Below are 23,899 nucleotides of genomic sequence, written 5' to 3'. Positions count from 1 at the left end.
TAGTTGGAGTTCAACTGCGGCGTTGGTGACTGCCAATAATGTTTTTGATCTATGCTTAAACATTTAAGGGAGTCAAAATTGCTAACGGCAGTAGACCGAGCAAGTACTCGGAAACTTTAAGTTCAGCTAATCGATTCCCACCTGGATTTTCCAGGTCAAAACTGAGGTAAGACGGCGTTGCGGTGGACTTACAAGCATGAACTCCTTTAGCTAATAGCTGAAGGAGTTTTTGATTTTGGTCAGTTATCAGTGACTAGTGACTGGTGAGTGGTGACTAGAAAAGAGTCCAGCCACTAGTTCCACTAGTTCCACTAGCCACTCACCAATTACCCATTACCAATAAATTTTTGTATCAATTTATGCAATTCATTATTTGTGCTAACAGTAATATAAATAAACTTAATGTAGTCTTAATTTGGGCTTAAGCGTTTGTCGCCTCTATTGATAGCACCGAGTCACTCGCCGACCATTCTTCAATTAGATTCTGGTTTAACTCTCATACATCAATACCTTCCTGCAACTACAGTGGTAGTCACAGATGTTTGGTTGCGGGCAGGTGCGATCGCAGAGCCGGAAGCATGGTACGGGATGGCTCACTTTCTGGAACACATGATATTTAAAGGGACGGAGACGATCCCGCCAGGAGTGTTCGATCGCGTCGTGGAAAACAGAGGTGGAATGACAAATGCTGCTACTAGCCACGACTACGCTCACTTTTATTTAACAACTGCCGCTCCTTACTGGGAAGATACGCTGCCGTACTTAGCAGAATTGTTGTTAAATGCTGCTATTCCAGAAGACGAATTCGATCGAGAACGGGAAGTTGTCTTAGAAGAAATTCATGCTTGTTACGACGATCCAGACTGGATTGGATTTCAAACTCTGAGTGAAAGTATCTACCAACAGCATCCCTACGGGCGATCGGTTCTGGGTACGGAATTGGAGTTAATGCAGCACTCACCAGAGGCAATGCGGTGCTTTCATCGCGCTCATTACCAACCCGAAAATATGACGGTAGCGATCGCAGGTGGAATCGAAACAGAACGAGCGATTGAAATCGTCAACCTCAGTTTCGACCGATTTTTATCACGGGTAGAATTACCACCTGTAGAGGTAGTCAAAAAACCCCTGCTAGCCGGAATTCGCCGCCAGGAATTATATTTACCAAGACTGGAACAAGCACGGCTACTTATGGCTTGGATCGCACCAGGTATCGACCAATGGCGCAGTGCTTATGGTTTAGATCTGATTTCAGTTATATTGGGCGCGGGACGTTCTTCCCGCTTAATCCGCACTCTCAGGGAAGATAAACAATTAGTCCAAGCAATCAGCAGCCAGTTTTCCCTACTGCAAGATGCTAGTTTATTTACCATTAGTGTTTGGTTAGAACCGCAACATTTAGAAAGAGTAGAAGAATTAATTTGCGCCCATTTAGAACAGTTACAGACAACTGCGATCGCCCCGGAAGAACTCGCGCGCGCTCAGCGAGTTCTGTGTAACGACTATGCTTTTTCCACCGAAACACCAGAACAACTGGCAGGGTTGTATGGTTACTATCAAACTCTAGGCGAACCCGAGTTAGCCACAACTTATCCCCAGCAAATCAAATCCTTCGATTCCGTCGAACTCCAACAAATTGCTCAACAATACCTTTCTCCCTATTCCTACGCGGTAACAGTCGTCAAACCTTGTTAGTCTAGGGAGTAGGGACAAGGAAGCAGGGTAGCTTTGTGTGCAGGTGTGCAGGGGGGAGAAGAGAGAGTCGCGGAGCGCAAGATTGCGCAAGGTCGCGCTTGGGAAAAACTGCCTCTCGCAAGAGCGCAAGAGCGCCTTTCACCAATTACCCATTACCAACTACCAACTACCAATTCCCTACACAGACGTTACATGTAACGTTTCTACTGATAACTGATAACTGATAACTGATTTCCCGTGACAACCTCTTTACCAACTCAACAGATCCATCGCACAGTTTTACCTAATGGCATGGTTGTGCTGGCGATCGAAAACCCAGCCGCAGACATTGTTGCTACCCGTATTTTTCTCAAAGCAGGGAGTTGCTGGGAACCACAACAGCAAGCTGGGTTAGCGCATTTGCTATCTGCGGTGATGACAAAGGGAACCACAGAACTATCCTCGATGGAAATTGCCGAACGGGTAGAGTCCGTTGGCGCAAGCTTGAGCGTGGATGCAGCCTCAGATTATTTTCTGTTGAGCATGAAAACTGTTTCGGCAGATTTTCCCGAAATCTTGGCATTAGCAGGGGAACTGTTGCGATCGCCCTCATTTCCTGCTGCTGAAGTGGAACTCGAACGACGGCTGACAATCCAACACATTCGTTCCCAACAAGAACAGCCATTTACAATTGCTTTTGACCAACTCCGACAAGCAATTTACCAAAATCATCCCTATGCTTCTTCTGGTTTGGGATGGGAAGAAACGGTAGCTAAAATCGAGCGAACTGACTTACAACAATATCACCAGACTTATTTTCGTCCCGATAATGTTGTCATTAGCTTAGCAGGTCGAATTACAGCCGATACCGCGATCGCCCAAATCGAAAAAGTTTTTGGCGACTGGGAAGCGCCGCGATCGCCCATACCACCATTGCAGTTACCCAGCCTGACTCCCGCACCTCAGCAGCTCAAGATTGCTCAGCCGACCCAGCAATCAATTATCATGCTGGGCTACTTAGCCCCCTCAGTTCATCAATCGGACTATCCAGCCTTAAAACTGCTGTCAACCCATTTAGGTAACGGGTTATCTAGCCGCTTGTTTGTCGAACTGCGCGAAAAGTTGGGTTTAGCTTACGAAGTTTCGGCATTTTACCCCACGCGCATGTCACCCGCTACGTTTGTCGCCTACATCGGGACTGCGCCAGAAAATACTGCGATCGCCCGCGATCGGCTACAAACGGAAGTAGAGTTACTATGTCAAGCACAACTCAGCACGGAAGATTTACAAACAGCCAAAAATAAGCTTCTCGGTCAATATGCCCTTGGCAAACAAACGAACGGACAAATTGCTCAAGTATATGGTTGGTATGAAATTTTAGGGTTGGGAATTGAATTCGATCGCTCCTTTCAACAAGAAATTGCCCAAGTGAGCGCTGAAGCAACACAACAAGCAGCTTGCCGTTATTTACTCGAACCCTATATTTCTATGGTTGGACCAGAAACGGCGATTGGCGATCGATAACTTGTTTGTAAACAGTTTTTAGCAATTATTACAACCGATGAAACCTCATAAACTTTAATAAATTAGCAAGCTCTGCCCGAAGAAAGCCATGCTACTTTAAATGAAGGCACAAAAGGAGATTCTTAAGAGAAAAAACTCTAGAGATTAGAGCCTGTGCCTCCCGCTCTAGTCCTATCGCAAAGTACCTGAACTTGACAATACCTCACTTGTAGTAGAAGAAACGTTGAGTGAAAGAAACGTTCTTGCCTAAATATTTCTACTTTCTCGCAAATAAAAGGAGGTGTCCGGTTTACTGAAGAATCCCGATTGAGCGACGACAAATACAAGCCAAGTTTGATTGTCAGGTAAATTGCGAATTTGTCCACCCTATTTGAGTTCATCTAGTTTTTGCTGCTTTTAACTAAATCCAAACTCTCTGAATAACCCGCCTCCAAAATCAATTAACCGAGGCGGGTTTGCTATTTTAATCAGTTATCAATTATCAGTTATCAGTCGCCCCGCAGATTTTGATAGCGGTAGAATGCATATGTATCGAACAGCGCTCCGACTAAACTACAAGTCATACCGATGATACACAGCCCTCGCCAAGCACTACCACTGCCAAACGTAGCTAAGAACTGTTGCATAGCAGAAGCAATTGCCTGACCGATTCCTTGCAAGCCAGGAACGTACTTCAGCAGAGACACGCTTGCTAAACCCCCACCAATTAGAAATGTGGGGACGACAAAGCTCAGAATAATTGTCAGTAATAGAGAACGGAGAAAATTAGGCAGAATGCTCATGAAGCGTACTCTGGTCAATCGGTTGACAATGAAAATCCGATACGAGTGCCACTTTCTACAATAAGAGCGATCGCCTACCGTTGCCGCAAATTTCAAAAATCTTAAGCGATCGTTAAAAGTTTTGTCTACAACTTCAAAGCGATATTAACGATCGGGGAATTAGATTAAATTTTTCTGGCGGAGCGTGGCGAGACTGTAACGTATTTTTATTGCTAGCTAAGTAAGACATAGTAGGCGATCGCAGCATCCACCCCTAACAACGGCTTCCAACTTGAGTTAATCGGCAAATTTCTCAGATTCACTTAACAATTGGTAAACATTGACGAAGCGAACCTTGACAAGACGGCGCGATCGAACGACACAATAAGGCAAAAATCTATCTATTGCTAGAGTGAAAGCTAGCGATCCTAACTTAAGTTATTTTGCACCTAGTGATTCTGAACTTAGTTATTCTGGACACAGAGTTTATCGAGCAGAGGAAAATTGAGCGAAGTCAGACCAAGTTCTTTCCTGGGAGTATGGAGTCAGCGATTGCTGGCAGCAATTTTACTAGGTGGGCAAGTCCTAATTCACTTGCTCCAAGGTAGGATTCATCGCCGAAATACTGTAGAACAGATGGCAGCAGTGGGACCGGACTCATTGCTAATCGCCCTCATCACAGCAGTTTTTGTCGGCGCAGTTTTTACGATTCAAGTAGCACGGGAATTTATTCGATTTGGAGCAGGAACAACAGTTGGCGGGGTCTTAGCTCTTGCCTTAACTCGGGAACTCGCACCTGTATTGACAGCTGTAGTTCTCGCGGGGCGAGTTGGTTCTGCATTTGCGGCGGAAATTGGCACGATGCGCGTCACAGAGCAGATTGACGCTCTTTATATGCTCAAAACCGATCCAATTGATTATCTTGTCATTCCGCGCGTGTTAGCCTGCTGCGTCATGCTGCCAATTTTGACCCTATTATCTGCAATTACAGGTATGATTGGCGGCTTGGTGATAGCAACCAACTTGTATCGCCTATCTCAGAGCGTATTTATTGATTCAGCCCGCAATTTCTTAGATGTCTGGGATGTTACTAGTGCTTTAATCAAAGGTGCTGTTTTCGGAGCAACGATCGCAATTATTGGATGCAGTTGGGGTTTGACAACCACAGGGGGAGCCAAGGGAGTCGGACAATCAACCACAGCTGCTGTAGTCACGGCGTTACTATCAATCTTCATCATGAACTTTTTCTTATCTTGGGTCATGTTTCAAGGCTTGGGGCGCTCGACGTTGTAAGCAGGGAGCGCACGCGCAGAGAAGCTTCAAGTGCAACTACCAATTACCCACTCCCCACTCCCGACTCCCGACTCCCGGCTGAACCTTAAAATAAGAGTGTTAGAGTCTATTGTTCAGGCAGGACAAAAACAGTGACGACTTCCCCATCTGTAACATCAACCGTTCAGCTTGTTCCCAGCTACAAGCTGCCTTTATTCATAGTCTTAGGGGCAATTCCTCTAATACTCGTTTCAGCCTGGGTAGGTGGCATAATTGCCTTATTTGGTTTGTTTCTGATGTTTCAAGCTACAACCCTACGGCTACAATTCACTGATACTGCCTTAGATATCTACAGAGGAGAAACCATCATCCGGCACTTTCCCTATCAAGAATGGCAACATTGGGAAATTTTTTGGCATCAAGTGCCGATCCTGTTCTACTTTCGAGAAGTGAAAAGCATTCACTTTTTGCCCATTCTCTTTGACCCCAAAATGCTACAAACTTGTTTAGAGCAACGCTGTCCAAGACTAGAGAGCAAGGGGGCAGGGAGCAGGGGTGAAGAGAGCTGAGGGGGACAAGGGAGACAAGGGGGACAAGGGGGAACTCGCTCTTCCCCACTCCCTTCGGTCGTGGGGATTAGGAGGCGAAGGGGGACAAGGGGGACAAGGGGGACGAGGAAGCAATTCTAGTCACTAGTCACCAGTCACTAGTCACTGATAATTGATAACTGATAACTGATAACTGATAACTGATTATGACTTCAGATGAATCCCAAACACCAAAGCCAGATAATCAACCTTGGGAAGATTCAGAGGAACAAGACAAACCTCTAAACTTCTCAATGGATGCGCCAAATGGGAAATTAGAAGAAATAAATTTACTAGATGAATCTCAATCTGAATCTAATACAGAGAAAGATACAGATACGGACTTAGATTTAGAAAACTTTAACTTTTTTGCCTCGCCATCCGAAGAAGCAGAAGATGAGTTTTTGCAAGAGTTAGTAGCGCCAAATTCTGCAAGAGAAACTCCAGCGGAAACGCCGCTCATTCCACTGGCAAAACCATCCAACTTGTCTCAATTGCAACAGCAGGAACAAGCCTTAAGACAAGAAATTGCACGCCTCCAAGCAACGCACAAACAGCTATCTGCTCAATTAGCGCAAACTCAATCTGCTATGAGTAAAGTGGTGCAAGAAGGTCTTGCTCAAATGGAGCAACGCAAGCAAGCATTACAAATTTCAATCGAACAGTTAGAACGGCGGCAAGAACGCATTCGGACGGAAATGCGGACGAGTTTTGCTGGAGTTTCCCAAGATTTAGCAATTCGAGTGCAGGGCTTTAAAGACTATCTCACAGGCAGCTTGCAAGATTTGGCAACAGCAGTAGAGCAATTAGAGCTAGCACCAAAAACTAGACCAGAGCCGCAACCAGCAACTAGACAACCCAAACCTCAAGAGCCGGAGCAACCCGCCACGCCTCAATTTACCGAACAGAGATTTCAAGCTACCACAAAACAAATTCGCCGCCTGCTCGACCAATACCGCAACCAACCAGATTATTACGGTCCCCCTTGGCAACTGCGCCGCACGTTTGAACCAGTGCAGGCGGAACGAGTATCCAATTGGTTTTTCAAGCAAGGAGGACGAGGTGCTTTACGAACTACAGGTAGTCGCCTACAAAATATTCTAATTAGCTCGGCGATTATTTCAATTCTATACACCTTGTACGATACTCGGCTCCGCATCTTGGTCTTAGCTAATACCCCCGAACGGCTGGGAGATTGGCGGCGTGGTTTGCAAGATTGTCTTGGCATTTCTCGCACAGATTTTGGACCCGATCGCGGTGTAACCTTGTTTGAAGATGCAGAAGCAGCTGCCATCAGAGCCGAAAGAGCGATTGAAGCCAATCAAATGCCACTGATTATCATTGATGACTCCGAGGAAAAAATTAGCCTCTCTCTGCTACAATTCCCTCTATTACTAGCCTTTGCCCCCGATCCCCAAACTCTTAGAGAAAGAGATTTTGATTATTAATGGGTAATGGGTAGTTGGTAATGGGTAATTGGTAGTTGCTCCCTTGTCCCCCTTGTCTTTCTTGTCCCCCTTGTCCCAATTTTGAATGCGTGAATTTTGATTTTAGAATTTAAACTGTCTCCCTTGCTTTCAAAAAACTAGCCCTTACGTATGACTATCTGGCTCACTCTGTGCGTAGTAACTTTACTAGTAGCGTATCTAATTGGCTCTACGCCCACTGGTTTCACGCTAGCAAAACTTTTAAAAGGAATTGATATTCGCGAGCACGGTTCTGGTTCAACTGGAGCAACTAATGTTTTGAGAACCTTAGGCAAGGGACCAGGCGCATTTGTATTAGTTATTGATGCTCTCAAAGGGGTTTTAGCGATCGCCCTCGTACCTTGGCTGTTTAGCTTTGCTAGCGCTCAAAATCTTCTGCCTCCTACTGTTGACCCTACGCTCTGGCTGTCCTGGATGGTAACGTTATCGGGGTTAGCAGCCATTTTGGGACATAGCAAATCGATTTGGTTGGGGTTTAGTGGGGGAAAATCTGTCGCTACGAGTTTGGGCGTATTATTGGCGATGAACTGGCAGGTTGCTTTAGCAACTGTCGGGGTATTTGGCGTTGCGATCGCCATCTCGCGGATCGTCTCACTCAGTTCGATCGCAGGCGCGATCGCAGTTTCGCTATTGATGCTGCTATTTCATCAACCTTTACCTTACGTCCTGTTTGGGATAGTAGGTGGTATCTACGTCATTCTGCGCCACAAGAGCAATATTCAACGCTTACTAGATGGTACGGAACCTCAACTAGGGCAAAAATCATCTACCGCAAATCAGTGAACAGGTATCAGTTATCAGCGAACAGGGTATGGGGTATGGAGTGTAGGGTGTGGGGTATAGTGAGTGGTGGGTGGTAAGTGGCTTAATTGCGACTTGCAACTGCGAGCATAGCGACTTGGAATTGCTCCGCGACTCTCTCTTCCCTCTGCACACCTGCGCACCTGCTCTCTGCCCCCTTGTCCCCCTTGTCTCCCTTGTCTCCCTTGTCTCCCTTGTCTCCCTTCAATGCCCCAAGTTTCAATTGCCGAACTGGTTGCTGGTGTCCGCGCTGGTTGCGTGGTTAGCTTTCCTACCGATACCGTTCCTGCATTGGCGGCTTTACCAGAGCGAGCCGATCTAATCTTTGCAACCAAACAGCGCAGTCAAGATAAGCCGTTGATTTTGATGGGAGCAAAGGCAGAAGATTTGTGGGATTACGTAATTGGGACGGAAGCAGAATGGCGAGTTTGGCAACAGGTAGCGGCACAATATTGGGCTGGGGCTTTAACTTTGGTACTGCCAGCAAGCGATCGCGTCCCTCAAGCCATGAACCCTACCGATCCTACGACTATAGGCGTGCGCGTTCCTCAAAGCGCGATCGCGCGAGAAATATTAGCTCAAACTGGACCTTTAGCTACTACCAGCGCTAATTTATCGGGGCAACCACCATTAGAAACCCTGACAGAAATTGCAGCTCAGTTTCCCGATGTTTTAACCCTACAAATCTCAGATGTTTCTGGAATCGGCGTTCCTTCTACTGTAGCTAAGTGGATGGGTAGTGGTTGGGTAATTTTGCGCCAAGGAGCGGTAGTGTTAGAGATATAATTATCAGTTTTAACTACGGAACTATCTTGGTCGAGAGAGGCTCAATGCTACCAAACTCAGGGTAAGATTTCAATTTTTTGTGGTGTGAGTCTTTGGGAAGTTATGAGCTGGAATGAATGGGTGTATTTATTATTTGGGCTGTTTTTAGGACTGAGCTTAGGTCTAGGTGGACGCTGGTGGCTAGACAAATCTAAGCGCTCGCTTACTGCTAATAATGCCAACGATCCCACACTTGAGCAGAAGCCTCTCACGGCAGATAGGAATGAGATCCTGGCTCTACAAAGTCAGCTACAGCAAAGCCAGATTGCCTATCAGCTAGCACGGGAAATGTGCCAGTTTAAAGCCGGATTTCTGACAAGAACCGCCCATGAATTGCGATCGCCGCTCAACAGTTTAATCGGTCTGCACCAATTGATTTTATCCGATCTATGCGATGACCCTGCGGAAGAGAGGACATTTATTGCCCAAGCTCATCAGTCAGCGTTGAAGCTGATGAATTTAATGGATCGGGTGATTGATGTTTCTCGACTAGAACATGGCAGGTCTCCGCTAGAAATCCAGCCAGTTAATTTAGCCGGGCTATTGACAGACGTTTATAATTCTACTTATCTCATTGCTGCTAATCGCAATCTGCGGTTACAACTGTCCCTACCTGAAACCGAAACTTATGTCTTAGCCGACCCGCGCTGGTTGCGGCAGGTTGCGATCGATCTACTTGACATTTGTTTGACTCAAATGCAAGAAGGAAACATTCTTGTTTCTACACATTCCTGTCTTGCTACTAACGAGATGGCAATTTGGCTAGATGCCGAACTACCACATCAGATTTTGTCAGATTCAATTGATGTATCTCAGAGCGATCGTATATCACCATTAGAGATCAAAGATTTTACTTTTTCACCAGGAATGATTCTGCTATTGACTCAGACTCTTCTCGATCTGATGCACTGTCGGTTAGAAATTCTATCAATGCCAAACTCAATATCAATAGACGAAGAGAATGAATCTTACACGCGACTGCAATTAATGATTCCTTTGGTAACTCTCGAACCTGAAACCGTTTCGGAAGCAATAGAAAACTAGAAAGAATTTCGTCTCTCATCCCTCATGCTTCTACTGACAAATCCATTTCCACAAAGGATGGCTTTTACCCTGCTGGCGAATTTGCTGTACTTGTTTCGCTAAGCGACGCAACTCCTTTGGTGGTAGTCCAAATAGTAAAATGCGACCCTGCCAAAGGAGATTAGAAATTGTCATGACCGCACAACAAGCCAAACCAAAAGTGGGTAAAGGATTATAATAAAGCCCGTATCGCACGGCTACCCAAGTGAAATATTGCAACAATAAACTAATTTCATAACGCAGTCCCCAAAGACTTAAAACACCAACACTCAGCCACAAACACCCTACGACTAACCATCTGCTATATGCGATCAGCAGATACAGCTTTTGTACTTGTCGCTCAAAAGTTGGGTCAAGTTCTATCGGTACAAAGGGTGGGTCTTCTGGCTGCATCTGATGGGGGAGTCGAGAGGAAGAAGTCAAAAGTCAAAAGTCAGAAGTCAAAATTGAGTGGCGCATGGTGCGTAATTTTCAATTGAATTGTCTCCCTGATAACTGTTCACTGGTCGCTGGTTGTTGACAACTGGTTGTTATTCTGAGATTGACCAGTCCGTTCTCGCCACAAGGAAAGTAGGGTACTGGCGATAAAAATACTAGAGTACGCCCCAGCAGCGAAACCAATCATGAGTGCTAAGGCAAAGTTTTTCAGCGTTTCGCCACCAAAGATGAATAAGGTCAGCAAAGTCAGCAATACGGTTAAGGTGGTGTTGATCGATCGCCCCAAGGTTTGATTGACCGCATTGTCTACCACTTGGTCTATGGGTAGATCGGGATTAACCTTCAGGGTTTCGCGGATGCGATCGTAAATGACTACCGTGTCATTGACAGAAAAACCCGTGATTGTTAGCAACGCAACGATAAATAAACTATCAACTTCAGTGCCTTGGACTAAGCCAAGAATCCCGAAAATCCCCGTGGTAATCAAAACATCGTGGAACAGAGCCACGATCGCAAATATGGCGTAGTCTAACTGGAAGCGTAGGCTTAAATAAACGACGATCCCAGCAAAGGAGACGAGTAGAGCAATTAAACCCGAAGATAACAACTGTTGTCCGATGGTTGGACCTACTGTATCAATTTGGGTTGCTTTGGGATCGAACGCGCCAATTTCTTTAGTAAGTGTTTGTTGTAACTGCGTCCTCTCGTCAACATTGAGAGTTTTTGTCCGAATTGAAATCCCTTGTTGTTGTCCGCGTTCGTCACTTACCAGTTGAATGCTACTATTGCCCAATCCGCGCTCGGACATGACTTGACGGACGGCATTGATGTCAATTGGTTTGGCGCAGTTTTCTGGTTTAGAGCAGTCGCGCTGGAGTTGCAATCGCGTTCCGCCGATAAAGTCGAGACTCGGACGCAGTGGCGCACCGTATTTTTGCCAAGAAATCCCCATCGCCACTAAACCAGCCAGAATCACGATCAGGGAAACTCCCCACCAAAGCGATCGCTGTTTGTTAATATTGAGTCTCATGTCGCCCCCTGTGCCTTATTCGATGCTGGCAAGCTCGGACAGTATAACTCTGGTTTGCGCAAACTGGGAATTGCGATCGCCAACATTAAGAAGGTACGACTACAGGTAATCGCGGTAAACATACTCATGGCAACCCCCAAGGCAAGCGTCAGAGCAAAACCTTTCACTAACCCAGAACCGAGCCAAAACAGCGCCGCACAAGCAATCCAAGTCGTGACGTTACTATCTAAAATGCTAGAAAAAGCACGGTAAAAGCCAGATTCTACGGAACGATAGAGCGATTTACCCGCCCGCAATTCTTCCCGCGTCCGCTCGAAAATCAACACGTTGGCATCCACTGCCATCCCAATACTGAGGATAAATCCAGCGATACCTGGCAGCGTCAGGGTGACACCCAACAAAGCGAAAGTTGCCCATGTCAGCAAAGCATAAATCACCAAGGCTAGATCGGCTATGAGTCCAGGCAAGCGGTAGTAAACCACCATAAAGATCAAGACTAAGGACAATCCCCCAACCCCAGCATAAATACTGCGTTGAATGCTATCGCGTCCCAAGGTTGCGCCCACAGTTCGATTTTCAACGATTTCTACGGGTACGGGCAAAGCACCGCCTCGCAATTGCAGTGCTAATTCGTTAGCAGACTCGAAATCAAAATTACCTGTAATTTCTGCCCGTCCGCCTGCAATACCTGTTTTTTCAAATTCTTGACCAACTACGGGCGTACTGATTGGTTTATCGTCGAGAAAAATTCCCAAACGTCTTCCCGTGCCTGCCAATTCTTTTGTCAGTTGGGCGAATAATTCGCCGCCTTTGGCATCAAATTCTAAAGCTACACTCCAGTTGCTGCCTTGTGTAGGTGTCGCCTGAGCGTACTTGAGATTTTTCCCCGTCAACCCGGTGCGCTCGAATAGCTTTGCTTCTAGCTCGGTAATTTCTTTGATTTTGGCTTCTATTTGGGCATTATTTGCCGCGATCGCCTTTTCGTCTCGTTCCTTCGCACTTTGTAACTTTTGTTGTTCTTCCAGCAATCCTTGAATTTGTTGCTGCCTGTTATTGACAAAAGCTCGACTTTCTGCATTCTCGCGACGAAAATCCAGTTGAGCTGTACCACCTAGTACCCTTTCTGCCTGTTCTGGATCGTTGACTCCTGGAAGTTGGACGAGAATTTGGTCTTGTCCTACTGTTTGAATCACGGGTTCCGATACCCCTAGTCCGTTGACGCGGTTTTCCACCACAGTTTGTACTGCTTCTAACTCGCGTTCGGTGATGCGTTTGATTTCCTCGTTAGGCTTGACCTGAATTGTCAATTGCGAACCCCCCTGGAGGTCTAACCCGAGTGGCACGGGAAATTTCACAATTACGACAATTGCGGCGATGATGAGAACGACAATTAAAGCTAATAGCGATCGCTGTTTTTGCATACTACGTGTTGCGGCAACAAGTGCTATACTAACCTCTTTTTGAGAGGCTGGGGACGCTTGAGCTAGCTCAAGCGTCCCTAAACTTACACCTGAACGGCAACCATCTTTTTCACGGCTTCGACAATTTGCTCTGGTTGTACGATGGTAAGTCTTTCTAGACTGCCGTTGTAGGGTGTGGGAATGTCTTGAGAAGATAGACGCAAGACAGGCGCATCTAATTCATCGAAGAGGCGATCGTTAATTAATGCGGTCAATTCTGCGGCTATACCCCCAGTTTTCATGCACTCTTCCACGATGATGACGCGATGCGTTTTGCGGACGGAAGTAGCAATGGTTTCTATATCTAGGGGTTTTAGAGAAATGAGATCGATAACTTCTGGATCGAATCCCTCTTTCTCTAGCGGCTTGACTGCTTGCATGACGTGGTGGCGCATTCGCGAGTAGGTCAAAATTGTCACGTCTTCGCCACGGCGCACGATTTCTGCTTTGTCTAACGGGACTAAGTATTCGTGTTCTGGTAGGTTTTCCTTGAGGTTGTAAAGTAGTACATGTTCAAAGAATAGAACGGGATTATCGTTGCGAATTGCTGATTTAAGCAACCCCTTAGCGTTATAGGGAGTAGAACAAGCGACTATCTTCAATCCAGGCACTGCTTGGAAGTATGCTTCTAACCGCTGCGAGTGTTCTGCACCCAATTGTCTGCCTACTCCGCCAGGTCCGCGAATTACCATCGGAATTTTAAAGTTGCCACCAGAGGTATAGCGCAGCATTCCTGCGTTATTGGAAATTTGGTTAAAAGCCAGCAGCAAAAACCCCATATTCATCCCTTCGACGATCGGTCGCAAGCCAGTCATCGCTGCTCCTACTGCCATACCCGTGAAGCTATTTTCGGCAATGGGGGTGTCTAGTACCCGTAACTCCCCATATTTCTTATACAAATCTTTTGTAACTTTATACGAGCCGCCGTAGTGACCGACATCCTCACCCAAAACGAATACAGTAGAATCCCGCGCCATTTCCTCGTCGATGGCTTCTTTCAGGGCATTAAAGAATAACGTTTCTGCCATTAACCTTACAACTTTAGTTGACTAATCTAGCATCTTAGCGCTAAACAAGGGGCGAGGAGTGAGGAGTGAGGGAAAGAGAGTGGAGCGTGGTGTGGGAAGTATGGGAGAACGCTCGAAGAATTTGCTCCCCGCTCTCTCTTATCTCCTTTGTCTTCCTTGCTCCTCGCGCCTCATTCCTCATCCCTAAATTCAGAGAGCTTTGCAATTCTTATTTTTCTGTCGAGTTTTCCCCAGGTATTCCCCACTGTTTCCACAGGTAGTCTGGGTTTTTCCACAGCAGGCTTGAGTTTTTCCACAAGAGATGACTTCAGAAATCTGGGTTTACTGCTCTAGTTGTGAATTTCTCACACCGCTTTCTCTCTGCTGAGAATCTGAGAGGATTTGTAAAGATGTGTGACAAAAATGTGGTTAAAACCCTAATCGTATCGTACTGATTTTTTTGTGTTTAGAACCGTTGTAATATTTCGCAGCATTGACGGGACAGGGAAACTTGTCGCACAATGATGCGACTTCCCTTTATAAAACCTGCCGAGAAAACGTTCGGGCGATCGCGCTCCATCGAAGTGATGATTATGCTTTAGCAACGAGGATTTTTCAGTGCCACAGGTGCAATTATGGTTGCTGCACGAACTACCGAAGGCATTGCATCTTTAACTTGATTTTTAACTTGCGTTTTTTATGTCGTGGAAGTCAGCTTATCCCATTCATGTAACTGTTTGAAGAGAGGTTCTCCATGTCCGCCACCGTTAGCATTTTGACTGAAATTCCCGAGTCATTACACGAATCAATGCAAAATTACTTAGAAACCCATCCTGATTGGGATCAAGACCGAGTGTTTGCCGCAGCATTATCCCTGTTTTTGCTACAAAATAGTAATGGCGATCGCCGTGCCGCTAGAGTCTATCTAGAAACCCTATTTCATCACTCTTAATTTGAGAATGACTGTGAGTGACTGGTGGCTAGTGACTCGTGACTAGATATGAAAACTCTAGCCACCAGCCACTGGTTCCACTGATAACTGACAAAACAAAAGGGTCTTCAACCGCATGAAGACCCTATAGTTTTTCCCTCAGCAGCAAGAGTTTAGCCTTCTAGCTCTGATTTTGTAATTGAAAGTGGTGTGCTATTGACTTTTCCCAGCCTTACTAGGAGCTTCAAATTTATATCCGACACCACGTACTGTCTGAATCAGGATCGGCTGAGCCGCATCAATTTCAATTTTTTTGCGAATCTGACCGATATGCACGTCTACCACCCGCTGATCTCCTACATATTCATAGTCCCAAACTTCTTGAATTAGCTCGGCACGCCGCCAAACTCGACCTGGATGGCTGGCAAGAAAGCGTAACAAATCAAATTCCAATGCAGTTAAGGGAATCAATTCATTGTTAATTGTCACTTCTCGCCGTTCTGGATCGATTGTCAGTTTATCAAACACCAGACGTTGTTTTTCCGCAGTCGTAACTACTCGTTGGCGTTTCAAAATTGCTCCAACTCGGACTTCTAACTCTCCTAAACTAAATGGTTTGGTTAAATAGTCATCCGCACCTTGAGAAAAGCCTCTGATTTTGTCTGCCTCATCAGCTCGACTTGTCAGCATGAGTACAAAAACTTTAGTGCGGTTTTGCATCTCTTGGCAGAGATTGTAACCAAGCGTATCTGGTAGATTTACATCTAGGATGACTAGATCGGGGTTAAATTGCTCGAATAGAGCCAAGGCAGTCTTACCATCTTCGGCAGCCTCTACCTGATAGTTATGCTTGGTTAAAAAGCGTTGAATTAAATTACGAATTGATGGATCGTCATCAACAACTAGAATTTTGGCAACAGCCATAGGCATTACTTTGAGCAGAGAAGGAATAAAAAGCCTATTCAGCAACCTGGGTGGTAGCGCTAGAACAAGCAGATCGAAACTACCACAATTATTAATCGATAATTCAGGAATGCCAACTCTGAGATCGACCCTGGTGTTCTAATATACTAGTAGAATTTCCCCGGGGATTTTATCGCCAGTACGGGCGCGTAAATCAATTAACCCACAATAACTCGAGCAGTTCTCAATCGAATAGACTCGGGCTAGCGAAACGGCAAAAATTGCCAACTCCGCTATTGTTTGCTTTTGCACCTGTCTCACTAACGGCAGATTTTGCGACTAAAATTTTCTTTTCGAATGCCGATCGCTCAATTCTGCTTGAACTCAGTCGTGCTATTTACGACAGCATGGCTCGGTGTTACAACTTATGTTACGTTTTCGTACAATTACCGAGGTAAAGCAGAAAAGCTTAGCAGTTCTGGTCAAAAACAGTAAACTAAGTGTCCGATCTCAGTAAATCTGAGGTAGAAACCAGCGTACGCGATCGCATTGCCTAGAAGACATGACAGTAAAAAACGAATAAGTGATATTCTGGTTAAGTACGACGATAACCGGTAGCCGCAATAGTCTATTAGAATAGATCTAAATAGGCTAGGCTGACAGCATACGCCTTGTTGTACATTTTTCTATATTCGCCCCCGACTCCGCTAAGGCGATAAATTCACATGATCGAGCAAAGTCCCTACGACAAACTTGGGGTATCAGAAGACGCGACATTCGACGAGATCCAAGAAGCTCGCACTCGCCTCGTACAGCAGTGCAGCAACGATCGGCAGCTGTTGGAGACAGTGGAAGCAGCTTATGATGCCATCTTAATGGAGCGTTTGCGACTGCGCCAAGAAGGAAAGATTAAAGTTCCAGAAGGTATCCGCTTCGCTGAGACGGCTATCCAATCTCCCCCTAAAGAAGTCTCATCGCCTGCGCCTCAAGCCCCAGCGTGGCTGCAAGGTATACAAGACAAGCCTAGCTTGAGTGAGATTCTCATGCCTGGAGTGCTGTACTTAGGGTTGAGCTGTATTGGAGTGTTTTATAGCGCTGTCGGCGCTCAAATCTTGCAATTTTTATTAATCGTTGGTGTTTGTTCGAGCCTCTATTTTCTCTATCGGAAAGAACAAAAATTTGGTCGAGCAGTACTGCTAACAGCTATGGGTTTGGTTGTTGGCTTAATCGGTGGTGGGCTGATCGGTAGTTTGTTGCAAACCCAGATTGCCAGCATTGTAACAGTAGAACAATTTTCTACTGTCCTAACTTTTGTGTTGTTGTGGGTGATTTCTAGCTTTCTACGCTGAGAAAAGATCGAGGTACTAGCTAGCTTGGGCAAATGCAGCGTTGAGAACGAACTCGACTGCTGCATTTAGGTCTTTCACAATTAAATCAGGTTGGTACTGTTGTAGCCGCACGCGATCGCGAATTCCACATTCTACGGCGATCGCTTTGATCCCGTGCTTTTTTGCCGCAATAATATCCGCTTCCGTATCACCAACCATCCAAACATCGCTAGCAGGGGGCAATTCTACTAAAGCCCTTGCCATCAACAAAGGTTTATCGTCAATGTCGCGAGTTTTCAGATAATCATTGCTTAAACAATAGCAGCGATTTTCAGGAAAAAATCTACCTAGATCGTGCTGTCCGAAAGCATAGTCCAGCTCGCGCACGCGACGCATTGTCATCACTGCTAAATCGATACCAGCTTGCTGGATTTGCTCTAAAGCTTCTACTGCGCCCGGAGCTAGTTTGTCATACTGAAAGTAAGGATGAGCGTGTACCGTTTGTCGCCGCAAATTAGCAAATGTTTTAGCTTGAGTTTCGTCTAGTCCAGATAGGATAGCAATCTGTTTTTCAGGAACCTTAGAGCGCTTCAACTGCCAAAATTCCGCTTTACTCAACTGCGTTACAGCTTGTTCTGGATGGCGAGTTTTCTCTAAACATAATTGATATACGCGGTAGTATCGCTCCGACACATCAATAATAGGTCCGTCAAAATCGGTAATTAATCTAATCATTTTTATAGTTAAGATGCTAAGTTTCATTAACACCTTAGCTCAGATGCCATAAGGCGAAATTTTGAATGTTTGATGGATGAGTTTAGAAATACTAATTAGTCATCGATCGTTAGTCATTGGTCATTGGCTATTTGGTAAGTTATCTCCCTTGTCTCCCTTGTCTCCCTTGTCCTCCTTGTCTCCCTTGTCCCCCCAACTCCCGATGCCCGACTCCCGCACCTGAAGGCTACCGCGCTTCATCTGTTCTCGTTCGATTGCCTCAAACAGAGCGCGAAAATTACCTTCGCCAAAACCCGTGGCTTGGGAGCGGCGTTCGATAATTTCAAAAAAGAAAGTTGGTTGGGTAAAAATGGGTTGAGTAAAAGTTTGTAGTAGCAAAGCATCAGGGTGGGAATCTTGCCAGTCAACTAAAATTTGCTGTTGGGCGATCGCTTGTAACTCATCAACTGAGATTGGAAATGATATTGGTAATCCCAAACGCTGCTTTAGCTGAGTGTAGTAAGTAGGAGGAACTGAAAGAAAAGATACGCCGTTATTGCGAAATTGCGCGATCGCTTCGATGATGTTGCTAGTTTTGAGGGCGATGTGTTGAATTCCCGCACCTTGATTGCAATCTAAAAATTCCTGAATTTGCGAATTAGGCGATGCAGGTTGATTGATTGGAAACTGAACGCAGCTATTACTAGAAACCATCACCTGACTATGCAAAGCAGAGCGATCGGTTTGAATAGTAAAAGCCTGCTGAGAGCGAAAATCTAAAATCTCTTTATACCATGCCACAGCTGTCTCCAAATCCCCCGCAGCAACGTTTAATACGATGTGATCGATGCCCATGATTGAGGGTAGTGCGTGTTGCGTGGCGTTGGTAATGGGTAATGGGTAATGGGTAGTTGGTAGTTGGTGGTTGGTTATTTTTTCTCCCTCAGTTTCCTCAGCTCTTTTCTGTTTCCTTGTCTTCTCCTGCCTCCTGTCTCCTGTCTCCTGTCTCCTTTCGATCAAAGTATGAGCCAGAGAACCCCAGGCAGAGATTTTACTCCACTTGTAGCCTTGCTGTAATTGTGGGGGGTGTAAGACTTTTGCGCCGTGAGCGATCGCTCTTTGGACGATCGCTTCGAGATCTTCTACAACAAAGGCGACATCCGCCACACCAGGAGGATGATGGCGCAAAAACTGCCAGACTGGACTGAAATGCGATCGCGGTGACGATAGAGCGAAGCAGACGAAACCACTCTTCACCACTTCTGTATCAGTGTAGCGATCGCGGCTGTAACTAGCTACAGTTTGAAAGCCTAATTTGCTGACAAACCAGTCACGCCAAGCTTTTGCATCTTCTACGTAGAAGTGAATCCGATCGATTTTCATATTTTTGGAAAATTCAGCATCACAGCCTATCTCTTTGTAAATTTTGCCTGTTTTGCTGAATTTACCATTCGCTCTTAAGCAAGAATTGCAGAATCAGTTGTCAGTTATCAGTTATCAATTATCAGGGCAAGGGTAATTGGTAATTGGTAATGGGTAGCTGCTTCCTTGTCCCCTTGTCTCTAAAAAAACAAGTGACTGTCTGGCTGAATATTAATTTCCATCGGGACTGCTTGCGGTTCTGCTTGGAGGGCATAAAAGATTGCATTGGCAGCAGTTTCGGTACTGAGCATTTTTTTGCGATCGACTTTTAGCTGTATGTTGTCCCAGAAGGGAGAGTCTACGCCACCAAAATAAAATAGCGTGAACTTCACACCAAAACGCTTCAACTCTTCCGCCATGCATTTACTGAAACCAACTACACCAAACTTGGAAGCGCTGTATGCTGCTGCCATTGCCATTGAATGCTTGCCCAAAATTCCAACTACGTTACAAATATGCCCGGATTTCTGCCGTTGCATGAATTCAGCTGCGGCTTGGCAGGTGTAGAAGCTACCCTTCAAGTTTAGGTCTAACATCGCCTCTAGATCGGCTGGTTCTAGAGCATTGTAAGGCTTTAATATTCCTGCACCAGCTGCATTTACTAAAGCATCAATTTTTCCAAACTGAGCTGTAGTTTGCTCCATCAGGGCATTTACCGAGGTGCGATCGGTGATATCTGTGGGAACAGTCAATACTGACTTAACTGACAACTGTGTTGCCAAGTCTTGCAGCGCGCTGCTATTTCTAGCTGCCAACACCAGACGCGCTCCAGTTGGAGCCAGTTTGCGAGTTAAAGCTGAACCAATACCCCCAGTTGCACCGACAACTACAACCACCTTGTCTTGCATCTTTCTTTACATTTGTTTACATCTCTCTACATGGTAGATGAACTGATTGGTTATTGGTCACTGGTCGCTGGTCACTGGTCGCTGGTCACCGATCGCTGGTCACTGGTCACTGAATTAGCGCGATCGCTTAAAATTACGTTAAATTTGATTAAGATAGTAATCAAACTGCTATCAGTATCTTCATACACTAGAAGATTTACTGATTGAAAGAAAAGTTAACAATATCTGTTTAAGGACTATCGTTTACGGGATAAAAGCGCCCGCCTGTAGTCAAACTGATTTGTTGTATCTACACCTAGAGGCAACTAACTGATGAAATTTTCTTGGAGAGTCCTAGTACTGTGGACACTGCCTGCACTCGTGATAGGCTTTTTCTTCTGGCAGGGGGCATTTGCTGGCGCTCCTGCTGATATGAGTAAGAACGCCGCCAGTACTCGGATGACTTACGGTCGTTTTCTGGAATATCTAGATGCTGGTCGCGTCACTAGTGTAGACCTATATGAAGGCGGACGGACGGCAATTGTAGAGGCAGTCGATCCAGAACTGGACAATCGCGTTCAAAGGCTGCGGGTAGACCTGCCATACAGCGCTCCCGAAGTGATTGCTAAACTCAGAGCGGGAAATGTAAGCTTTGATTCTCACCCGATGCGAAATGATGGGGCAATTTGGGGTTTACTGGGTAATCTCATTTTCCCCGTGCTGTTGATTGGCGGTTTATTCTTCTTATTCCGTCGCTCTAGTAATATTCCGGGTGGACCAGGGCAAGCACTTAACTTTGGTAAATCCCGTGCTAGATTCCAGATGGAAGCCAAGACGGGCATAAAATTTGATGACGTAGCGGGAATTGACGAAGCCAAAGAAGAGTTGCAAGAAGTCGTCACCTTCCTCAAACAGCCAGAACGCTTCACTGCTGTTGGCGCACGCATTCCCAAAGGCGTACTGTTAGTAGGACCCCCAGGAACGGGGAAAACATTACTAGCAAAAGCGATCGCTGGGGAAGCAGGAGTCCCATTTTTCAGCATCTCCGGTAGCGAATTCGTGGAAATGTTCGTTGGTGTCGGTGCATCGCGAGTACGGGATTTATTCAAGAAAGCCAAAGACAACGCCCCGTGTTTGATCTTCATTGATGAAATTGACGCAGTAGGTAGACAAAGAGGCGCGGGAATTGGTGGCGGAAACGACGAGAGAGAGCAAACTCTCAACCAATTGCTCACAGAAATGGACGGTTTTGAAGGTAATACGGGAATTATCATCATTGCTGCTACCAACCGTCCTGACGTACTCGATGCGGCATTATTACGTCCCGGTCGATTCGATCGCCAAGTTACAGTAGATGCACCAGACATCAAAGGGCGTTTGGAAATTCTCAAAGTCCACGCCAGAAACAAGAAGCTTGCTGACACTGTATCGTTAGAAGCAATTTCTCGCCGCACTCCTGGGTTTACAGGAGCAGATTTAGCCAACTTGCTGAATGAAGCTGCTATTTTGACGGCAAGACGACGTAAAGACGCGATTACCCTGCTAGAAATTGACGACGCTGTAGATCGCGTTGTAGCAGGGATGGAAGGCACACCGTTGGTAGATAGCAAGAGTAAGCGGTTGATTGCCTATCATGAAATCGGACATGCTTTAATCGGTACGCTGATTAAAGACCACGATCCGGTACAGAAAGTCACGCTAGTACCACGCGGACAAGCTCAAGGTTTGACTTGGTTTACTCCTAGCGAAGAACAAGGATTGATCTCGCGATCGCAGCTCAAAGCTAGAATTAGTGGTGCTTTAGGTGGTAGAGCTGCTGAAGATATCATCTTTGGTACGGCAGAAGTGACTACTGGTGCAGGTAATGACTTGCAACAAGTAACGGGAATGGCGCGACAGATGGTGACAAGATTTGGGATGTCAGATTTGGGTCCCCTGTCGTTAGATAGCCAAAGCTCAGAGGTATTTTTGGGACGTGACTTGATGACTCGTTCCGATTACTCAGACGCGATCGCTTCTCGCATCGATGCTCAGGTTCGCGCTATTGTCGATCAATGCTATGAGTTGGCAAAGAAACTCGTCCGTGACAATCGCACTGTGATGGATCGCTTAGTCGATTTGTTGATCGAAAAAGAAACCATCGACGGCGAAGAGTTTCGTCAGATTGTGGCTGAATACACCGACGTACCAGAAAAGCAGCAGTACGTGCCAACGCTGTAAGTTTGTCACATTAATTCTGTTGGTTTTTGCCACAAGTTAGATCCCCCCAACCCCCCTTCAAAAGGGGGGCTTTTGTTGAGATCCACCCAACCCCCCGATAAATTGGGGGCTTTTGTTTTGACTTTTAACTTTTGACTTTTGACTTGTTTGATCGGGGGGCTTTTGTTTTGGCGTAGGGAATTATGAAGCTGCGATCGGTAAACGTACCCGAAAACAGGTGTCTCCAGGCTTTGACGTAAAATTGATGTCGCCGTGATGCTTGCCCACAATAATCCGATACGTGACATCCAAACCCAAACCCGTGCCTTGTCCTACACCTTTAGTGGTAAAAAATGGCTCGAAAATACGGGGTTGAATATTGGCAGGAATGCCCGATCCGTTGTCGGCGATCTCGACTACTATATGGTCGTGTTCTTGCCAAGTCCGCAGCCAAATCTTGCCCTGTCCTTGCATGGCATCGATCGCATTATCAATGAGGTTCGTCCACACTTGATTCAATGCCCCACCATAACCGACAATTCGCGGCAAGTTGCGATCGTAGTTGCGGATTACAGTCACGCCACCTTTGAGTTTGTGACTTAAAATTGTCACAGTGCTTTCTAGCCCTTGATGTACGTCTACGTCTTGTAGAGGGGCGCGATCCATGTAAGAGTAATCTTTAATTGCCTGTACTAACTGAGAAATGCGATCGGCACAGCGATCGATCTCTTCAATTGCCCCAACACCTGTAAGGGATGCAGCTAACCAAGCGATCGCCCCAGATAGGGCATCGGTAGGTATTTTCTGGGCGATGCTTTCTAGCCAAGTTGAATCTAACCCAGTTCCAACTAAAATGGGGGCGAGTTGCCAACTATTTTCTACATGATGGGTTGTCAGCCACTCAGCTATTTCATCCTCGCGATCGCTTTGTGTCAGTGGATCGAGAGTAGATATATTTTGCGCCCGTTGCACTGCCTCGCACTGCATATCAATCAAAAAGCCGAGTTGTTCGTTTGTCATCTGCTGCTTCAGCTTTAAAGTGAAGCAGGGTATATCTTGCCAAAGTTCGTGCAGGTGTTTGGCACTGCGTCTGACAGCGGCAGCGGGATTATTCATTTCGTGCGCGAGTCCGGCAGCTAACGTTCCTAAAGCAGCTAATTTTTCTCGTTGCTGTGCTATGGTTTGCACCGTTTGCATTCGCTGCGCCATCGTGCTGAGAATGGAGGCAGTAACGCAGGAACAAGTAGATAGTAAGCGCCAAAATGCGTCTTTTGGTAGTTCAAAAATGCGCGATCGCTTAATCGCAATTCCACTCGCCCAATAAGTATCTTGCCCCATTAATACGGGTAATTCACCAAACAGAGTTTGCGTGTCGTAGGTAGCTAAAACGAGTTGCTGATTTCCTACCTGCTGGGTAATCCGAATTTCTCCTTCTAGCAAGATAAAAACATGGTCGGCTGGATCTCCTTCTTGACGGTGAACTTCTCCTGCTTCCCGCCATACTTCTTGTCCGCGATCGCATAACCACTGCAATTCTGTTTCTGGTAATTTAACAAATAGCGGTACTTGGCGGAGTGCGTCTTTGATATTGAGTTGCTGACGTGGAAGATTTTGAATGTTGGTCAT

24 protein-coding genes and 1 other RNA gene are annotated in these 23,899 nt (G+C 45.9%); 14 read left to right on the top strand and 11 right to left on the bottom strand.

Features of this window, described 5'->3' with window-relative positions; genetic code table 11:
* Positions 1–8: 8 nt before the first annotated feature.
* The 4 genes from ssrS (at position 9) to CHRO_RS07260 (ending at position 3,198) form a co-directional block, all read left to right on the top strand.
* A non-coding RNA gene (gene ssrS / locus CHRO_RS30320) (6S RNA) lies at positions 9–190 on the top strand.
* Between the two features lie 239 nt (positions 191–429).
* The gene (locus CHRO_RS07265) at positions 430–1,695 is read left to right on the top strand and encodes a M16 family metallopeptidase (protein WP_015153549.1); all 1,266 of its coding nucleotides are present in this window, start codon (positions 430–432) and stop codon (positions 1,693–1,695) included.
* A gap of 33 nt (positions 1,696–1,728) precedes the next feature.
* Entirely contained in the window at positions 1,729–1,893 is a 165-nt protein-coding gene (locus tag CHRO_RS31770) for a hypothetical protein (protein WP_181824286.1), read from the top strand.
* 39 nt (positions 1,894–1,932) lie between these two features.
* Positions 1,933–3,198: a M16 family metallopeptidase gene (locus CHRO_RS07260; protein ID WP_015153548.1), complete on the top strand. Its 1,266-nt coding sequence runs from the start codon at positions 1,933–1,935 to the stop codon at positions 3,196–3,198.
* Positions 3,199–3,686: 488 nt separating this feature from the next.
* On the opposite strand, the gene CHRO_RS07255 is transcribed toward CHRO_RS07260, so the two are convergent.
* A complete protein-coding gene (locus CHRO_RS07255; protein ID WP_015153547.1) occupies positions 3,687–3,980 on the bottom strand; it encodes a hypothetical protein in 294 nt (97 codons plus the stop codon).
* Between the two features lie 483 nt (positions 3,981–4,463).
* Here CHRO_RS07255 and CHRO_RS07250 point away from each other — a divergent pair, with 483 nt between their 5' ends.
* The 5 genes from CHRO_RS07250 (at position 4,464) to plsY (ending at position 8,088) form a co-directional block, all read left to right on the top strand.
* Entirely contained in the window at positions 4,464–5,252 is a 789-nt protein-coding gene (locus CHRO_RS07250) for an MlaE family lipid ABC transporter permease subunit (protein ID WP_015153546.1), read from the top strand.
* A gap of 131 nt (positions 5,253–5,383) precedes the next feature.
* Positions 5,384–5,800, top strand: a complete 417-nt coding sequence (locus CHRO_RS07245) for a DUF3119 family protein (protein WP_015153545.1) — start codon at positions 5,384–5,386, stop codon at positions 5,798–5,800.
* A complete protein-coding gene (locus CHRO_RS31765; protein WP_181824285.1) occupies positions 5,787–5,927 on the top strand; it encodes a hypothetical protein in 141 nt (46 codons plus the stop codon). Before CHRO_RS07245 ends, CHRO_RS31765 begins: the two co-directional genes overlap by 14 nt.
* Positions 5,928–5,985: 58 nt before the next feature.
* Positions 5,986–7,266, top strand: coding sequence for a DUF3086 domain-containing protein (locus CHRO_RS07240; protein WP_015153544.1), 1,281 nt, complete (start codon positions 5,986–5,988; stop codon positions 7,264–7,266).
* 150 nt (positions 7,267–7,416) lie between these two features.
* Positions 7,417–8,088, top strand: a complete 672-nt coding sequence (gene plsY, locus CHRO_RS07235) for a glycerol-3-phosphate 1-O-acyltransferase PlsY (RefSeq protein ID WP_015153543.1) — start codon at positions 7,417–7,419, stop codon at positions 8,086–8,088.
* An 82-nt stretch (positions 8,089–8,170) separates the two neighbouring features.
* Here plsY and CHRO_RS33210 read toward each other — a convergent pair whose 3' ends face one another.
* Entirely contained in the window at positions 8,171–8,329 is a 159-nt protein-coding gene (locus CHRO_RS33210) for a hypothetical protein (protein WP_219336097.1), read from the bottom strand.
* Here CHRO_RS33210 and CHRO_RS07230 point away from each other — a divergent pair.
* Positions 8,314–8,892: an L-threonylcarbamoyladenylate synthase gene (locus tag CHRO_RS07230; protein ID WP_015153542.1), complete on the top strand. Its 579-nt coding sequence runs from the start codon at positions 8,314–8,316 to the stop codon at positions 8,890–8,892. The two genes, CHRO_RS33210 and CHRO_RS07230, sit on opposite strands and share 16 nt — an antisense overlap.
* Before the next feature lie 102 nt (positions 8,893–8,994).
* Positions 8,995–9,975, top strand: a complete 981-nt coding sequence (locus CHRO_RS07225; protein ID WP_015153541.1) for a sensor histidine kinase — start codon at positions 8,995–8,997, stop codon at positions 9,973–9,975.
* 30 nt (positions 9,976–10,005) lie between these two features.
* Here CHRO_RS07225 and CHRO_RS07220 read toward each other — a convergent pair whose 3' ends face one another.
* The 4 genes from CHRO_RS07220 to CHRO_RS07205 form a co-directional block, all read right to left on the bottom strand.
* Complete coding sequence (locus tag CHRO_RS07220; protein WP_015153540.1) at positions 10,006–10,407, bottom strand: hypothetical protein; 402 nt, start codon at positions 10,405–10,407, stop codon at positions 10,006–10,008.
* 106 nt (positions 10,408–10,513) lie between these two features.
* Positions 10,514–11,482 (bottom strand): protein translocase subunit SecF, encoded by a 969-nt coding sequence (secF, locus tag CHRO_RS07215; protein ID WP_015153539.1) that lies wholly within the window; start codon positions 11,480–11,482, stop codon positions 10,514–10,516.
* Positions 11,479–12,903: a protein translocase subunit SecD gene (gene secD / locus CHRO_RS07210; RefSeq protein WP_015153538.1), complete on the bottom strand. Its 1,425-nt coding sequence runs from the start codon at positions 12,901–12,903 to the stop codon at positions 11,479–11,481. Before secD ends, secF begins: the two co-directional genes overlap by 4 nt.
* Positions 12,904–12,986: 83 nt before the next feature.
* Positions 12,987–13,970, bottom strand: a complete 984-nt coding sequence (locus CHRO_RS07205; protein ID WP_015153537.1) for an alpha-ketoacid dehydrogenase subunit beta — start codon at positions 13,968–13,970, stop codon at positions 12,987–12,989.
* 733 nt (positions 13,971–14,703) lie between these two features.
* Between CHRO_RS07205 and CHRO_RS07200 the strand changes: the two genes are divergently transcribed.
* Positions 14,704–14,901, top strand: a complete 198-nt coding sequence (locus CHRO_RS07200; protein ID WP_015153536.1) for a DUF2811 domain-containing protein — start codon at positions 14,704–14,706, stop codon at positions 14,899–14,901.
* A 192-nt stretch (positions 14,902–15,093) separates the two neighbouring features.
* Here the strand turns inward: CHRO_RS07200 and CHRO_RS07195 are convergent, their stop codons facing one another.
* The gene (locus CHRO_RS07195) at positions 15,094–15,804 is read right to left on the bottom strand and encodes a response regulator transcription factor (protein WP_041462394.1); all 711 of its coding nucleotides are present in this window, start codon (positions 15,802–15,804) and stop codon (positions 15,094–15,096) included.
* Positions 15,805–16,508: 704 nt separating this feature from the next.
* Here CHRO_RS07195 and CHRO_RS07190 point away from each other — a divergent pair.
* Positions 16,509–17,132: a CPP1-like family protein gene (locus CHRO_RS07190; protein ID WP_015153534.1), complete on the top strand. Its 624-nt coding sequence runs from the start codon at positions 16,509–16,511 to the stop codon at positions 17,130–17,132.
* A gap of 15 nt (positions 17,133–17,147) precedes the next feature.
* On the opposite strand, the gene CHRO_RS07185 is transcribed toward CHRO_RS07190, so the two are convergent.
* The 3 genes from CHRO_RS07185 to CHRO_RS07175 all read right to left on the bottom strand — a co-directional run bounded on the left by CHRO_RS07185 (position 17,148) and on the right by CHRO_RS07175 (position 20,095).
* Positions 17,148–17,846 carry an HAD family hydrolase gene (locus CHRO_RS07185; protein ID WP_041462393.1) on the bottom strand — a complete coding sequence of 233 codons (699 nt, stop codon included), beginning with the start codon at positions 17,844–17,846 and terminating at the stop codon, positions 17,148–17,150.
* 120 nt (positions 17,847–17,966) lie between these two features.
* The gene (gene hppD, locus CHRO_RS07180; RefSeq protein ID WP_015153532.1) at positions 17,967–19,208 is read right to left on the bottom strand and encodes a 4-hydroxyphenylpyruvate dioxygenase; all 1,242 of its coding nucleotides are present in this window, start codon (positions 19,206–19,208) and stop codon (positions 17,967–17,969) included.
* Positions 19,209–19,387: 179 nt separating this feature from the next.
* Positions 19,388–20,095, bottom strand: coding sequence for an SDR family oxidoreductase (locus CHRO_RS07175; protein ID WP_015153531.1), 708 nt, complete (start codon positions 20,093–20,095; stop codon positions 19,388–19,390).
* A gap of 312 nt (positions 20,096–20,407) precedes the next feature.
* Here CHRO_RS07175 and ftsH2 point away from each other — a divergent pair, with 312 nt between their 5' ends.
* Positions 20,408–22,294: an ATP-dependent zinc metalloprotease FtsH2 gene (gene ftsH2, locus CHRO_RS07170; protein ID WP_015153530.1), complete on the top strand. Its 1,887-nt coding sequence runs from the start codon at positions 20,408–20,410 to the stop codon at positions 22,292–22,294.
* Between the two features lie 180 nt (positions 22,295–22,474).
* On the opposite strand, the gene CHRO_RS07165 is transcribed toward ftsH2, so the two are convergent.
* Entirely contained in the window at positions 22,475–23,899 is a 1,425-nt protein-coding gene (locus CHRO_RS07165; protein WP_015153529.1) for a sensor histidine kinase, read from the bottom strand.

The organism is Chroococcidiopsis thermalis PCC 7203 (genome assembly GCF_000317125.1).
Lineage (GTDB): Bacteria > Cyanobacteriota > Cyanobacteriia > Cyanobacteriales > Chroococcidiopsidaceae > Chroococcidiopsis > Chroococcidiopsis thermalis.
This window is presented reverse-complemented; position numbering and strand designations above follow the sequence as displayed.

Coding starts and splice junctions, on each gene's coding strand:
- CHRO_RS07255 (WP_015153547.1), bottom strand. CDS start 3,980: ATGAGCATTCTGCCTAATTTTCTCCGTTCTCTATTACTGACAATTATT.
- CHRO_RS07240 (WP_015153544.1), top strand. CDS start 5,986: ATGACTTCAGATGAATCCCAAACACCAAAGCCAGATAATCAACCTTGG.
- plsY (WP_015153543.1), top strand. CDS start 7,417: ATGACTATCTGGCTCACTCTGTGCGTAGTAACTTTACTAGTAGCGTAT.
- CHRO_RS07230 (WP_015153542.1), top strand. CDS start 8,314: ATGCCCCAAGTTTCAATTGCCGAACTGGTTGCTGGTGTCCGCGCTGGT.
- CHRO_RS07225 (WP_015153541.1), top strand. CDS start 8,995: ATGAGCTGGAATGAATGGGTGTATTTATTATTTGGGCTGTTTTTAGGA.
- CHRO_RS07220 (WP_015153540.1), bottom strand. CDS start 10,407: ATGCAGCCAGAAGACCCACCCTTTGTACCGATAGAACTTGACCCAACT.
- secF (WP_015153539.1), bottom strand. CDS start 11,482: ATGAGACTCAATATTAACAAACAGCGATCGCTTTGGTGGGGAGTTTCC.
- secD (WP_015153538.1), bottom strand. CDS start 12,903: ATGCAAAAACAGCGATCGCTATTAGCTTTAATTGTCGTTCTCATCATC.
- CHRO_RS07205 (WP_015153537.1), bottom strand. CDS start 13,970: ATGGCAGAAACGTTATTCTTTAATGCCCTGAAAGAAGCCATCGACGAG.
- CHRO_RS07200 (WP_015153536.1), top strand. CDS start 14,704: ATGTCCGCCACCGTTAGCATTTTGACTGAAATTCCCGAGTCATTACAC.
- CHRO_RS07195 (WP_041462394.1), bottom strand. CDS start 15,804: ATGGCTGTTGCCAAAATTCTAGTTGTTGATGACGATCCATCAATTCGT.
- CHRO_RS07190 (WP_015153534.1), top strand. CDS start 16,509: ATGATCGAGCAAAGTCCCTACGACAAACTTGGGGTATCAGAAGACGCG.
- CHRO_RS07185 (WP_041462393.1), bottom strand. CDS start 17,846: ATGATTAGATTAATTACCGATTTTGACGGACCTATTATTGATGTGTCG.
- hppD (WP_015153532.1), bottom strand. CDS start 19,208: ATGAAAATCGATCGGATTCACTTCTACGTAGAAGATGCAAAAGCTTGG.
- CHRO_RS07175 (WP_015153531.1), bottom strand. CDS start 20,095: ATGCAAGACAAGGTGGTTGTAGTTGTCGGTGCAACTGGGGGTATTGGT.
- ftsH2 (WP_015153530.1), top strand. CDS start 20,408: ATGAAATTTTCTTGGAGAGTCCTAGTACTGTGGACACTGCCTGCACTC.
- CHRO_RS07165 (WP_015153529.1), bottom strand. CDS start 23,899: ATGACCAACATTCAAAATCTTCCACGTCAGCAACTCAATATCAAAGAC.